The 12872-nt window shown below is 76.8% G+C and carries 14 protein-coding genes; 12 read left to right on the top strand and 2 right to left on the bottom strand.

Annotation, left to right across the window (positions count from 1 at the left end):
• The first annotated feature begins 69 nt into the window (after window positions 1-69).
• The 10 genes from DQ238_RS12790 (at window position 70) to DQ238_RS12745 (ending at window position 8452) form a co-directional block, all read left to right on the top strand.
• Window positions 70-1455 carry a cobyrinate a,c-diamide synthase gene (locus DQ238_RS12790; RefSeq protein WP_199506323.1) on the top strand — a complete coding sequence of 462 codons (1386 nt, stop codon included), beginning with the start codon at window positions 70-72 and terminating at the stop codon, window positions 1453-1455.
• Entirely contained in the window at window positions 1442-2122 is a 681-nt protein-coding gene (locus DQ238_RS12785; protein WP_113781642.1) for an energy-coupling factor ABC transporter permease, read from the top strand. The genes DQ238_RS12790 and DQ238_RS12785 overlap by 14 nt, the downstream gene beginning before the upstream one ends.
• The gene (locus DQ238_RS12780; RefSeq protein ID WP_113781641.1) at window positions 2119-2460 is read left to right on the top strand and encodes an energy-coupling factor ABC transporter substrate-binding protein; all 342 of its coding nucleotides are present in this window, start codon (window positions 2119-2121) and stop codon (window positions 2458-2460) included. Before DQ238_RS12785 ends, DQ238_RS12780 begins: the two co-directional genes overlap by 4 nt.
• Window positions 2457-3209, top strand: coding sequence for a cobalt ECF transporter T component CbiQ (cbiQ, locus tag DQ238_RS12775; protein ID WP_113781640.1), 753 nt, complete (start codon window positions 2457-2459; stop codon window positions 3207-3209). Before DQ238_RS12780 ends, cbiQ begins: the two co-directional genes overlap by 4 nt.
• Window positions 3206-4045 (top strand): energy-coupling factor ABC transporter ATP-binding protein, encoded by an 840-nt coding sequence (locus DQ238_RS12770; RefSeq protein ID WP_113781639.1) that lies wholly within the window; start codon window positions 3206-3208, stop codon window positions 4043-4045. Before cbiQ ends, DQ238_RS12770 begins: the two co-directional genes overlap by 4 nt.
• Entirely contained in the window at window positions 4042-4452 is a 411-nt protein-coding gene (locus tag DQ238_RS12765; RefSeq protein ID WP_113781638.1) for a cobalamin biosynthesis protein, read from the top strand. The genes DQ238_RS12770 and DQ238_RS12765 overlap by 4 nt, the downstream gene beginning before the upstream one ends.
• Entirely contained in the window at window positions 4449-5519 is a 1071-nt protein-coding gene (cobC, locus tag DQ238_RS12760) for an Rv2231c family pyridoxal phosphate-dependent protein CobC (RefSeq protein WP_113781637.1), read from the top strand. Before DQ238_RS12765 ends, cobC begins: the two co-directional genes overlap by 4 nt.
• Before the next feature lie 8 nt (window positions 5520-5527).
• Entirely contained in the window at window positions 5528-6634 is a 1107-nt protein-coding gene (gene cobT, locus DQ238_RS12755; protein ID WP_233495927.1) for a nicotinate-nucleotide--dimethylbenzimidazole phosphoribosyltransferase, read from the top strand.
• On the top strand, window positions 6631-7890 hold the full coding sequence (gene cobA / locus DQ238_RS12750; RefSeq protein WP_113781636.1) for a uroporphyrinogen-III C-methyltransferase: 1260 nt from the start codon (window positions 6631-6633) through the stop codon (window positions 7888-7890). Before cobT ends, cobA begins: the two co-directional genes overlap by 4 nt.
• A gap of 217 nt (window positions 7891-8107) precedes the next feature.
• Window positions 8108-8452 (top strand): hypothetical protein, encoded by a 345-nt coding sequence (locus DQ238_RS12745; RefSeq protein ID WP_199506322.1) that lies wholly within the window; start codon window positions 8108-8110, stop codon window positions 8450-8452.
• 45 nt (window positions 8453-8497) lie between these two features.
• Here DQ238_RS12745 and DQ238_RS12740 read toward each other — a convergent pair whose 3' ends face one another.
• Both DQ238_RS12740 and DQ238_RS12735 read right to left on the bottom strand, forming a co-directional pair.
• The gene (locus DQ238_RS12740; protein ID WP_199506321.1) at window positions 8498-10069 is read right to left on the bottom strand and encodes an HNH endonuclease signature motif containing protein; all 1572 of its coding nucleotides are present in this window, start codon (window positions 10067-10069) and stop codon (window positions 8498-8500) included.
• A gap of 117 nt (window positions 10070-10186) precedes the next feature.
• The gene (locus DQ238_RS12735; RefSeq protein ID WP_147263065.1) at window positions 10187-11020 is read right to left on the bottom strand and encodes a hypothetical protein; all 834 of its coding nucleotides are present in this window, start codon (window positions 11018-11020) and stop codon (window positions 10187-10189) included.
• Between the two features lie 115 nt (window positions 11021-11135).
• On the opposite strand from DQ238_RS12735, the gene DQ238_RS23770 reads away from it, so the two are divergent.
• Together DQ238_RS23770 and DQ238_RS12720 are read left to right on the top strand one after the other, a co-directional pair.
• A complete protein-coding gene (locus DQ238_RS23770) occupies window positions 11136-12623 on the top strand; it encodes an ABC transporter ATP-binding protein/permease (protein WP_233495926.1) in 1488 nt (495 codons plus the stop codon).
• Window positions 12620-12871, top strand: coding sequence for a helix-turn-helix transcriptional regulator (locus DQ238_RS12720; protein ID WP_113781685.1), 252 nt, complete (start codon window positions 12620-12622; stop codon window positions 12869-12871). The genes DQ238_RS23770 and DQ238_RS12720 overlap by 4 nt, the downstream gene beginning before the upstream one ends.
• Window position 12872 lies beyond the last annotated feature (1 nt).

Raw genomic sequence — 12872 nt, 5'->3', positions numbered from 1 at the left:
TGTTGCCGCCCAGGCCGGCGTGTCCTCGCGTGTCGCCGGCAACAACCCCATGATCGACGGGGGGCGCGCATGACCGCCGTCCCGCGCGTGGTGATCGCCGCGCCGGCGAGCAGCGCCGGGAAGACGTCGGTCACCACCGGCCTGGTCGCCGCCCTGACCGCCGGCGGGCTCGCGGTGAGCCCCCACAAGGTCGGCCCCGACTACATCGACCCCGGCTACGCCGGCCTCGCCGCGGGCCGGCCCGGGCGCAACCTCGACCCGGTGCTGGTCGGCGAGGAGCGGGTGGTGCCGCTGTTCCTGCACGGGGCGCGGGCCGCGGACGTCGCCGTCGTCGAGGGGGTCATGGGCCTGTTCGACGGCGCCACGCACCCGTCGGTGGAGCCCGGGTTCGCCTCCACCGCGCACGTCGCCCGGCTGCTGCGCGCGCCGGTGGTGCTCGTCGTCGACGCCTCCGCGCAGGCGCAGAGCGTCGCCGCCCTGGTGCACGGCTTCGCCACCTTCGACCCGCGGGTGCGCCTGGGCGGGGTGGTGCTCAACCGGGTCGGCAGCGACCGGCACGAGCAGATCCTGCGCGACGCGCTCGGCGGCTCGGGGGTGCCGGTGCTGGGCGCCATCCGGCGGCTGGACGAGCTGGCCACCCCCTCCCGGCACCTGGGCCTGGTGCCGGCCGCCGAACGGTCGGCCGAGGCGCTGACCAGCGTCCGGCGGCTCGGCGCGGTGGTGGCGGCCGCCGTCGACCTGGACGCCGTCCTGCGGCTGGCCCGCTCGGCCCCCGCCCTGGACGCCGTCCCGTGGGACCCCGCCGCCGAGGTGGCCCGGGTCGAGGGCCGGCCGCGGATCGCCGTCGCCGGGGGTGCGGCCTTCACCTTCGGCTACGCGGAGAACGCCGAGCTGCTCGCCGCCGCCGGCGCGGAGGTGGGAACGGTCGACCCCCTGCGCGACGAGCAGCTGCCCGAGGGCACCACGGGGCTGGTGGTCGGCGGCGGCTTCCCCGAGGTCTACGCCGCCGAGCTGTCGGCCAACGCCGCGCTGCGCGCCGACGTGGCCGCACTGGCCGCCCGGGGCGGCCCGGTCGCCGCCGAGTGCGCCGGACTGCTCTACCTGGCCCGCAGCCTGGACGGCGTCCCGATGTGCGGGGTCCTGGACGCCGAAGCGGTCATGTCCCCGCGGCTGACCCTCGGCTACCGCGCCGCCGTGGCGCTCACCGACTCCGTGCTCGCCCCGGCCGGCACGCGGGTGCGCGGCCACGAGTTCCACCGCACCGTCGTCACCCCGGCCGCGGGGGCGGCGCCAGCCTGGCAGTGGTCGGGTGCCGGGCCGGAGGGGTTCGTCTCCGGGAGCGTGCACGCGTCCTACCTGCACCTGGACTGGGCCGGTTCCCCGGTCCTCGCCGAGCGGTTCGCCGCGGCCTGCGCGGCCGCCGTTCCGGAAGGGGCCGGACGTGCACATCGCTGAGGGGTTCCTGCCGCCGGCGCACGCGATCGGCTGGACGCTCGCCGCCGCGCCGTTCGTCGCCCACGGCGCCCGCGCCGTCGTCCGGGAGGTGCGCGAGCACCCGGAGTCGACGCTGCTGCTCGGCGCGGCGGGGGCGTTCACCTTCGTGCTCAGCGCGGTCAAGCTGCCGTCGGTGACCGGCAGCTCCAGCCACCCGACCGGCACCGGCGCCGGCGCGGTCCTGTTCCGGCCGCCGGTCATGGCGCTGCTCGGCACGGTCGTGCTGCTGTTCCAGGCGCTGCTGCTGGCGCACGGTGGGCTCACCACGCTGGGCGCCAACGCCTTCTCGATGGCGGTCGTCGGGCCGTGGGTGGGCTACGGCGCGTACCGGCTGACCCGCCGGCTCGGCGGCGGCCTGCTGCCGGGCGTCTTCGCCGCCATGGCGCTGGCCGACCTGGCCACCTACGTCACGACGGCGCTGCAGCTGGCCTGGGCGCACCCCGACGCCGCGACCGGCTTCCCCGGTGCGGCGGCGAAGTTCCTCGGCGTCTTCGCGCTCACCCAGGTCCCGCTCGCGGTCGGTGAGGGGCTGCTCGGCGTGCTGCTGTTCCGGGCGCTGCTCGCCAACGCGCGCCCGGACCTCGAACGCCTCGGCGTCGTCGCGCCCCAGCCGGAGGAGGCCCGGTGAGCCGCCGGCGGCTGGTCACCGTCCTGCTGGTGCTGGGCGTGGTCGCGCTGTTCGCCGTCCCGCTGGCGCTCGACCGGGGCCGGTCGGACTACTCGGGCACCGACAGCCAGGTCACCGCGGTCGTCGAGCAGGGCGACCCGGACTACCGGCCCTGGTTCTCCTCGGTGTTCACCCCGTCGTCGTCGGAGGTCGAGTCGGGGCTGTTCGCGCTGCAGGCCGCGCTCGGCGGCGGGGTGCTGGGCTACGTGCTGGGCCGGCTGCGCGGCCGCCGGCTGGCCGAGCGGGCGCGGGCGGACGGCGATCGGGCCGGCCCGGCGCGGGAGGACGGCGCGACGTGAGCGGCCTGGCCGTCGACGACGCCGCCTGGGCCAGCGCCTGGCGCCGCCGTTCCCCCGCCGACAAGCTGCTGCTCTGCCTGGGCCTGGTCGGCTGCGCGCTGGTCCTGCCGGCCTGGCCGGGCAGCCTGCTCGTCGGGCTGACCGCCGTCACCCTCGCCCTCGGCCCGGCCCGCGTGCCGGCCCGCACCTTCGGCCGGGCGGTGCGCTGGCCGCTGGCCTTCGTCGCCGTCGGTGCGCTGACCGCCGTGGTCCGGGTGGACGGTGACGGCGTCGGCTGGGCCCCGGACGCCGCGGCCCAGGCCGGGTCGCTGGTGGGGCACGCGCTGGCCGGCGGCGCCGCGGTGCTGCTGCTGGCCACCACCACGCCGGTGTCGGACCTGCTGCCGGCGCTGCGCGCGCTGCGGGTGCCGGCGGCCGTCGTGGAGGTCGCCGCGGTGACCTACCGGCTGCTCTTCGTCCTGCTGGCCAGCCTGTCCACCATCCGCGAGGCCCAGACGGCGCGGATGGGCCACTCGACCTGGCGGCGCTCCTACCGCTCGTCGGGGGCGCTGGCCGCGGCGGTGCTCACCCGGTCCTGGGACCGCGCCCGCCGGCTGCAGGAGGGGCTGGCCGGCCGCGGCATGGAGACCGGCCTGCGGGTGCTGCCCGAGGCGCTGCCGTCGTCCCGGGCGTTCCTCGCCGCGAGCGTCGCCGGGCTGGCCGCGCTGGTGTCGCTGAGCCTCGTCGTCGCGGGCACGGCGCTCGCGTGAGCCACCGCACGCTGACCGCCCGGGGCCTGGTCGCCGGCTACGAGCGCGGCCGCCGGGTGCTCGACGGCGCCTCGCTCACCGTCCCGGCCGGACGCCGGCTGGCGGTCCTCGGCGCCAACGGCTCCGGCAAGACCACCCTGCTGCGCTGCCTGTCCGGGGCGCTGCAGCCGGCCGCCGGCACGGTGGCGCTGGACGGGCAGCGGCTGGCGCACACCCGCCGCGGCCTGCGGGCGCACCGGGCTGAGGTGCAGCTGGTGCTGCAGGACCCCGACGACCAGCTGTTCTCCGCCTCGGTCGCCCAGGACGTGTCGTTCGGCCCGCTCAACCTCGGCCTGCCCGAGGACGCCGTCCGGCAGCGGGTCGCCGAGGCGCTGGCGCTGCTGGCCGTCGACGCCCTGGCCGCCCGGCCCACCCACCAGCTCTCCTACGGCGAGCGCAAACGGGTCGCGATCGCCGGCGCGGTCGCCATGCGCCCCTGCGTGCTGCTGCTCGACGAGCCCACCGCCGGACTCGACCCGTCCGCGGTCGCCGAGGCGCTGGCCGCGCTGGACCGGCTGCAGACCTCCGGTTCCACCGTCGTGATGAGCACCCACGACGTCGACCTGGCGCTGCGCTGGGCCGACGAAGTGGCCGTCGTCGTCGACCGCGCGGTGGTGCAGGGTGCACCGGCCGACGTCCTCGGCGACGACGCCCTGCTCGCCCGCGCCCGGCTCGACCGGCCGTGGGCGCTCACCGTCGGCGCCCGGCTGCGCGCTCTCGGCCTGCTGCCCGACGGCGCGCTGCCCCGCGACGCCCCCGAGCTGCTCGCCGCACTGCCGCAGGGGGCCACCCCGTGACCGTCGTCGGCGTCGGCGCGCGCCCGGGGGTGTCCGCCGCGGAGGTGCTGGCCGCGGTGGACGCCGTCCTGGCAGCGCTCGAGGCGACCACTCCGCGGACCGGACGGCCGAGCACGGCAGGACCACCGTCCTCGGCCGGGGACGACCGAGCCGGCGTGCGGCTGGCCACCCTCGACGTCCGCGCCGCCGAACCCGGGGTCGTGGCCGCCGCCGCGGCCCGCGGCTGGACCCTGACCGGTCACCCGGTGGAGGCGCTGGCCGCCGTCCCGGTGGCCGCCCCGTCGGCGCGGGTGGCCGCGGCGGTGGGCACACCCTCGGTCGCCGAGGCCGCCGCGCTGCTCGGCGGCGGACAGCTCCTCGTCGGGCGGACAGTCGTGGGCCGGGTGACCGTGGCGGTGGCGGGGTGACGGACCTGGACCACCACGGGGACGACGACCTCGCGCCCGGCCTGGTCGACCTCGCCGTCAACGTCCGCGCGGGGACGCCGCCGCCGTGGCTGCGCGCCGTCCTGCACGCGGCCCTCGACGACGCCGCCGGCTACCCCGACGCACGGCCGGCCCGCGCCGCGGTCGCCGCCGCGCACGGCCGGCCAGCCGACGAGGTGCTGCTCACCGCCGGCGCCGCCGAGGCGTTCACGCTGGTCGCGCGGGCGCTCACGCCCCGCCGCGCGGTCGTCGTCCACCCGTCGTTCACGGAGCCGGAGGCCGCGCTGCGGGCCGCCGGCCACCCCGTCGAGCGGCTGCTCCTGGCCGCACCGGCCCACCGGCTCGACCCCGCCGCCGTGCCCGACGACGCCGACCTCGTGGTGCTCGGCAACCCGACCAACCCGACCTCGGTGCTGCACCCGCACCGTGACGTCGCGGCGCTGGCCCGGCCGGGGCGGGTGCTGCTGGTCGACGAGGCGTTCGCCGACACCGTGCCCGGCGAGCCGGCGTCGCTGGCGCCTCGGCGTGACCTGCCCGGTCTGCTCGTGGTGCGCAGCCTGACCAAGACGTGGGGGCTGGCCGGGCTGCGGGTCGGCTACGCCCTCGGACCACCGGACCTGGTGGCCGCACTGGGCGCGCACCAGCCGCACTGGCCGGTGTCCACGCCGGCGCTGGCCGCGCTGGCCGCGTGCACGACCGCCGCCGCGCGCGCCGAGGCCGAGGCGGCGGCGCGGGAGCTGACCGGCCACCGGGCCGCCCTGCTGGCCGCGCTGCCGGCCGGGGCCGAGGTGGTCGGCAGGCCGCGCTCGTCGTTCGTGCTGCTGCGGGTACCCGACGGCGCGCGGGTGCGCGAGCGGCTGCGCGCGCGGGGCTGGGCGGTGCGCCGCGGCGACACCTTCCCGGGCCTGGACGCCGACCACCTGCGGGTCGCCGTCCGGGACCCGGCGACCTCGGCCGCCTTCGCCGCCGACCTCGCTGCGATCCTGGAGGACGCAGCTCCCCCGGCATCGGCGCCGCGGGCCCCCGCCGTCCCCGAGGAGATCCGCTGAGCCGCTCCGTGAACCCACCCGACCCGGCCCCGGTCCCGTTCGCCGGTACCCTGCTGGGCGACACGGTCGCCGCCGTCCGCCCGCGCGACGCCGCCGCCGAGCGCGCCGCCCGCGACCGCCTGGACCGGATGACCAAGCCGCCGGGCTCCCTCGGCGTCCTCGAGGACGTCGCCGCGCAGCTGTCCGGCACCGCCGGCGCCTGCCCGCCACCGCTGCCGACCCCCGCCGTGGTCGCCGTCTTCGCCGGCGACCACGGCGTGCACGCCCAGGGGGTCACCCCCTGGCCGCAGGAGGTCACCGCGCAGATGGTGGCCAACTTCGCCCGCGGCGGCGCGGTCGTGAACGCCTTCGCCGCCCAGCTCGGTGCGGACGTCGTCGTCGTGGACGTCGGGGTGGCCACCCCCTACGCCGTCGAGCCGAACCCGGCGCTGCTGCGCCGCAAGGTCCGCTCGGGCACCGCCGACCTCGCCGCCGGGCCGGCGATGACCCTCGACGAGGCGCGGCGGGCGGTCGAGGTCGGCGTCGAGGTGGCCACCGAGCTGGCCGCCGACTCCGCCTGCCTGGTCACCGGCGACATGGGGATCACCAACACGACCGCCTCGGCCGCGCTGGTGTGCGCCTTCACCGGCGCCACCCCGGCCGAGGCGACCGGCCGCGGCACCGGCGTGGACGACGCCACGCTGGCCCGCAAGGTGCAGGTCGTCGGCCGCGCGGTGGCCCGCGTACCGGAACGGCCCGGGACGCCGGAGGCCGCGCTGGCCGTCCTGGCCGAGGTCGGCGGCCTGGAGCACGCCGCCCTGGCCGGGTTCGTGATCGGTGCCGCGGCCGCGCGGGTGCCGGTGCTGCTCGACGGGGTCATCGCAGGCTCCGCCGCCCTGGTGGCCGCCGCGCTGTGCCCGGCGGCGCTGGGGCACGCGCTGGCCGGTCACACCTCGGCCGAGCCGGGTCACGCCCTCGCGCTGCGCGCGCTGGGCCTGCGGCCGCTGCTCGGCCTGGACCTGCGCCTCGGCGAGGGCACCGGAGCGCTGCTGGCCCTGCCGCTGGTCGCCAGCGCGGCTCGGGCGCTGCGCGAGGTGGCCACCTTCGACTCGGCCGGGGTGACGGAGAAGTCGTGAACGCGACGCCGGTCGACCCCGCGAGCGGGGTCGTCTACCCGGTCGGCCTGCGGCTGCTCGACCGGCGGGTCGTCGTCGTGGGCGGCGGTCAGGTCGCCCACCGGCGCGTCGCCGGTCTGCTCGAGGCCCGCGCCCGGGTGACCGTGGTCAGCCCCGAGGTCACCCCGGCGCTGGAGGCGCTGGTCGAGCCGGGCGCGGTCACCTGGGTGCGCCGCCGCTACGAACCCGGCGACCTCGACGGCGCCTGGTACGCGGTGGCCGCCACCGACGACCCCGCGGTCAACGCCGCGGTCGCCGAGGAGGCCGACCGGTCGCGGCTCTTCTGCGCCCGCGCCGACGACCGGTCGGCGTCCAGCGTCTGGACCCCCGCCGTGGGCCGGCAGGGCGACCTCGTCGTCGGCGTGCACGGCGGCGGGGACCCGCAGCGGGCGGTCGGCGTCCGGGACGCCGTCGTCGCCGGGCTCACCGACGGCACCATCCGCGACCGCGCGGCGCGGGAGGTCCCGGGTGGGCGGCCGGGCAGCGTCGTCCTGGTCGGCGGCGGGCCGGGCGACCCGGGGCTGATCACGGTGCGCGGGCAGCAGGCGGTGGCGCAGGCCGACGTCGTGGTCGCCGACCACCTCGCGCCGCAGTCGCTGCTGGCCTCGCTGCCGGCCGACGTCGAGGTCATCGACGCCGCCAAGCTGCCGCGCGGCCGGTACATGGCGCAGGAGCAGATCAACGCGCTGCTGGTCGAGCACGCCCAGGCCGGTCGGCGGGTGGTGCGGCTCAAGGGCGGCGACCCGTTCGTCTTCGGCCGCGGCATGGAGGAGCTGGAGGCGTGCGCGGCCGCCGGTGTCCCGGTCGAGGTGGTGCCCGGGGTGACCAGCGCGATCGGCGTCCCGGCGCTGGCCGGCATCCCGGTCACCCACCGGGGGCTGACCCACGAGTTCGTCGTCGTCTCCGGGCACGTGCCACCGGGGCACCCGCAGTCGCTGGTCGACTGGGCCGCGCTCGGGCGGCTGCGGGGCACCGTGGTCGTCCTCATGGGCGTGGACACCGCGCCGGCCATCGCCGCGGCGCTCGTCGAGCACGGCCGCGCGCCGGAGACGCCGGTGGCCGTCGTCGCCGACGGGTCGACGCCGACCCAGCGCACCGTGCGCACCACCCTGGCCGGGCTGGAGCAGACGCTGGCCGACGAGGGGATCCGCCCGCCGGCGGTCTGGGTGGTCGGCGAGGTCGTGCGGCTGGCCGCCGAGGTCGGCCTGCCGCGCTGACGGACCGGCGTCCGCGTTCCCGCAGGAACGTCAGCGGTCAGGCCACGGCAGCCGGCCTCAGCCTGGATCCACCGTCAGAATGGCGGCCGAGGACGGGTCGTAACGCACGGATGCCCCTCTGAGCAGGAAGGATGTGGCTTGTCGAAGGTCACAACGGTCCACACAGAAGGGCATCCGCTGGATGCGACTGTCTCACGGTTCGTCGACGTTGTCGGCGATGTTCGATGACCCGAATCTCGTGTCGGCAGGCGGCCTGGCCCCGGTGGTGGCGCTGGCGCAGTCCTGCGGGCTGGGCGATTTCGGCCACGTCCGCCAGCTCGACAGCGTCGCCGCCGCGTTCCTGACCGCGCTGGCCAACAGCACTCCGCTGCTGCCCGGCGCGGACCAGGTCACCTACCTGGATCTGGACGACACGATGCGGGAAGCCCATGGCTACGCCAAGCAGGGCGCTGGCTACGGCTACAACAAGATCAAGGGCCTCAACGCGCTGCTGGCCATGATCTCGTTGGAGCTGCGCTGGCGACGGATGAAGGTGGCGACGCCGGTCGGCCCGCTGCACTGATCAATCGTGCGTCGGCGTTCCCGCGGGAACGCCGACGGCTTCCAGTCATGCCACGGCGGTCAGCCGGACGGCGTTCTCGGCGGCGAGGCGGCGTTCCAGGTCGCGGTTGGCCAGCAGGACACCGACGACGTAGGCCAGGTCCATCGGTTCGCCGCCCGCGTGCATCGCGTCGGGCAGGTCGGGTGCCCGGTCGGGGAACAGCAGCCGGGTGAGCGACGACACGGGTGTCGACGCCTCCGCGCCTCCAGCTGCCGTCATGCCTGCGGTCGGCGATGCCATCGGCCTCGACGCTGCCTCCGGGCGGCGTGCGACGGTGGTGTCGAGCGGTTGGACACCGGTGCCCCGCCCGTTGTCGACTCCGGCGGCCAGCCCGGCCACCCCGTCGTGGAAGACCACGTCGGCCGCTCCCCACACCCGCCGGTCATCGGGGGTGGTGATGACCAGGACCCCGTCCCGGCGGGTCATGTTCAGGTCCAGGTCGTGGGCCAGGCCGTGGTCGACGTCGCACAGCAGCACCGTGTTCGCCACATCGGTGCCCCCGCCGGCCAGCCAGGGCCGCAAGTGGTGGGCGTGCAGCCGCTCGATGCGGGTCTCCGCACAGCCCGGACGGGCACAACCCCCGTCGCGGCGGTGCAGCGCCCGGCGCTGGGCGCGGGTGGCCAGGCGGCGGGCGCGACCGACGGCCAGTGGTTCGCGGCCGCGTTCGAGCATGGTCACCACGGTGGCCTCGCACAGCATGCGCCGCACGTCCGAGGGGTGCAGCGCCGGCCCGCCCGCCAGGTGGGCGCGGCCGGCGGCGGCGTCCTCGGCAACCACCGCGGCGTCGACGTGCACCACCACCTCCCGCCGCGGCGGGTCCCCGGCGCGGCGGTCGGCCTCGGCCGCGGCGGCGGCCAGCGCCGCGACCGCGGCGCAGCGGCGCTCGGTCGTCCGTTCCCGGGTCAGAGCCACCTCGTCGTCCTCGGCCAGCTCGGCGCCGTCCGGATCGGCACCATCCCGCGTGGTCGCGTCCCGCTCCCGCCGGGCGTCCTCCCGCTTGGCGGCGGCCCGCTCCCGGCGGGCGGTGCGCTCGGCCAGGGACTCCACCCCGGCCAGGAACGTCGTCCCCTGCTCGGCGTCCAGGCACAGCCGCACGTGCAGCATCCCGTCGTCGTCCCAGTAGTGCTCGAAGCGCCGCTTGACGGCGACGGTCGCGTCATCGACCCGGTCGGATCGGCGCCACTCGCGGACCACCCGCTCCAGCTGCGAGGCGGTCAGCTGGTGCGCCAGCTCCAGCAGGGTGGCCTCGGTGGCCGGCTCGGCCACCCGGGTCAGTGCCCGTACCTTGGCGTAGGACAGTCGCCCAGCGGCGAACGCCCCGGCGACCGCAGGCAGGACGGTCAGCGCCCGGGCGACGCGGACGTGCTCGCGGGCCGCGCCGGGGGACAGCCCGCACTGCCAGGCCAGCCAGTGCGCACACGAGCGAATCCCGACCGCGCCCCAGCCCTCGCGGCGGTCGAACTCCGCGACCAGCGCCAGCCAGGCCGCGGTGGCCGCGGCCAGCCGCACCGCCCCGCTGGTGATCCGGGCCGCAAGCTCACCCAGCGACAGCTGCCCGCTCTCGGGCTCCTCGGCCATCACACCCTCCTCGTCCTCGAACACATGTTCGAAGGCTGAGCCGAGAGAGTGACAGAACCGCAGGTCGACAACCTGCACATGGAGGTGGCTCAAGAGGCCGACGTTCCCGCGGGGACGTCAGTGGTCGACCGGGACGGTGCGGTCGTGGAGCAGCCGGGCGACGGCCTGCGGATCGTCGACCCAGAACGCGACACGGGCCACCGGCCCCTCCCGGCCGGCCACCCGCACCGGCGGATCGAGGCGCAGTTCGACGTTGGGGTCGCCCATGACCGACACGACCAGCCGTTCGCCGTCGTGGACGACGGTGCGCCGGTGGTCGCTCACGACACTGCGCCGGGCCGCGACCAGGCCGGACAGCGGGACGGCGAAGGCGTGCAGGTGCCCGGAGCGCAGCACCAACTCCCCGTCGCGCAGCAGGTGCGGGTGTTGCCGCGGCGAGGACGCGAAGCCGACGCTCCACACGAGCGCGTAGACCGACACCACGACGAGCCCCCAGCGCACGGTCTCCCACAGGACGAGCACGTGCAGCACGCCGGTCTCGAGCACGCCGAGGACGGTCAGGACGACGAGCACCACACCGAATCGGCCGGCGTAACCGAGCGCGGTGTCGCCCGGGCCGACGTCCTCCCGCCGGCGCACGGCCCACCACAGCAAGCGCAGGATCCCGACCTCCGCCCGCGCCAGGCGGACCACCACCGGCGGCCAGACCGCCTCGGCCCCGACGACGGCGGCCGCGAGCCGTCCGGCCCCGGTCCGGCGCGCGACGCGGTACGCCCGCCGGAACGGCACGGCCTCGACCAGCAGGAGGACGGCGAGAGCGGCCTCGAGCGCCAGGGCGACCAGCAGGCCGGCACGGAGGTCGAGGACGCCGGTGGTCACCAGCGCGGCGCTGGTCAGCGGCACCAGCGCTGTCAGCCAGCGGACCCCCGCCATCGCGCGGCCTCCCGTCACCCGCGGAACTCCCCGGTCACGCTAGTCGGGGCGGGATGCAGACAAGACTTCTGCTATCGATGTAGCAGAACTACTATCACGGGTTCCGAGGGCCCTCAGTGAGGAGCGGTGTCCGATGGCGCTCGAGCACCCGGTGGGACCACTCAGGCAGGAGCCCGTCGTCCGGGTCCGCGGCCTGCGGATGAGCTACGGCCCGAAGGAGGTGCTCACCGGCGTCGACCTCGACGTCCACCCCGGTGAGGTCGTCTGCCTGCTCGGCCCCAACGGCGCGGGAAAGACGACGACCATCGAGGTCCTCGAGGGCTTCCGGCTGCCGTCGGCCGGCGAGGTGCGGGTGCTCGGCACCGACCCGGCCCGGGCCGCCGACGCCTGGCGGGCGCGGGTCGGCGTGGTCCTGCAGTCGTGGCGCGACCACGCCCGCTGGACGCCGCGCCGGCTGCTCACCCAGCTGGGCGGCTACTACCGGCCCTACTCGACGCCGGAGCGGCCCCGCCCCCACGACGTCGACCGGCTACTGGAGACCGTCGGCCTCACCGACGACGCCGACCGCAAGATCGCCACCCTCTCCGGCGGACGGCGCCGGCGGCTGGACGTCGCGGTCGGGATCGTCGGCCGCCCCGACCTGCTCTTCCTCGACGAGCCCACCGCCGGGTTCGACCCGCGCCAGCCTGGAGGACACCTACATCGCGATGGTCGCCCGGCAGGAGTCCGGCGTCCGGCCCGAGCTGGAGGAGGTGGCCCGGTGAGCGGTCCCGGTGCGTCGTACGCGGTCCGGCTCGGCCTGCAGCGGGGCTGGACGGAGTTCACGCAGAGCCAGCGCAGCCCGCAGGACCAGGCCTTCTACCTGGTCGTGGGGCTGGGCACGCTGACCTACCTGTGGTTCAACCGCGACGACCCGGTCGAGGGGACGTCGCTGCTCTACCCGACGGTCGCCCTGCCCGGCATCCTCGCCGCCCTGGTCGCGTTCAACGTGGTGATCGGCCCGGCCTTCGCGCTGGCCATGGAGCGCGAGGACGGCACGCTGCTGCGGCACAAGGCCCTCCCGCACGGGATGCAGGGCTACGTCACCGGGCAGCTGGTGTACCACTCGCTCGGCACGGTCCCGCTGCTGCTGATCGTCCTGGTGCCCAGCGCCCTGCTCTTCGACGACGTCGTGCCGGCTGGCGGCGGCGGGTGGCTCACCGTCGTCTGGGTGCTGGTCCTGGGGCTGCTGGCCACCCTGCCGCTGGGGATGATCCTGGGTGCGGTGATACCGGACACGCAGAAGGTCGGCACCTGGGGGATGCTGCCGGTCGTCGTGGTGACGGCGATCTCGGGCATCTTCTTCCCCGTCCAGGCGCTGTGGGGCTGGGTGCAGGCGGTGGCGCAGGTGTTCCCCACGTACTGGATCGGGCTGGGCATGCGCTCGGCGTTCCTGCCCGACGCCGCGGCCTCCCTCGAGCTCGGCGGGTCGTGGCGGTCCGGCCAGGTCGCCCTCGTGCTCGCCGCCTGGGCGGTCGCCGACCTGCTCGTGGCCCCGGTGGTGCTGCGGCGGATGGCACGACGGCAGTCCGGCTCCCAGGTCGCGGCCGCCCGGGACGCCGCGCTGCAGTGGGTGCGGTGACCGGCGACCGGACCGGGGACGCCGTCTACAACCGGATCGCGCTGCTGCGTGCCGAGCAGGGCGTCACCCGGCGCCAGCTCGCCGACGCCCTGGGGGTGCACTACCAGACGGTCGGCTACCTCGAGCGCGGCGAGTACAACCCCAGCCTGCACCTGGCGCTGCGCATCGCGGAGTTCTTCGGCCTGCCGGTCGAGGTGGTCTTCTCCACGCGGCCGTTCCCGCGGATCAGCGACGCCGCCACCGGCTGAC

This window comes from Geodermatophilus sp. TF02-6, assembly GCF_003319115.1.
In the GTDB taxonomy this organism is placed as follows: domain Bacteria; phylum Actinomycetota; class Actinomycetes; order Mycobacteriales; family Geodermatophilaceae; genus Geodermatophilus.
The sequence above is the reverse complement of the archived record's forward strand: the minus strand, read 5'-3'. Positions and strand labels throughout refer to the sequence as shown.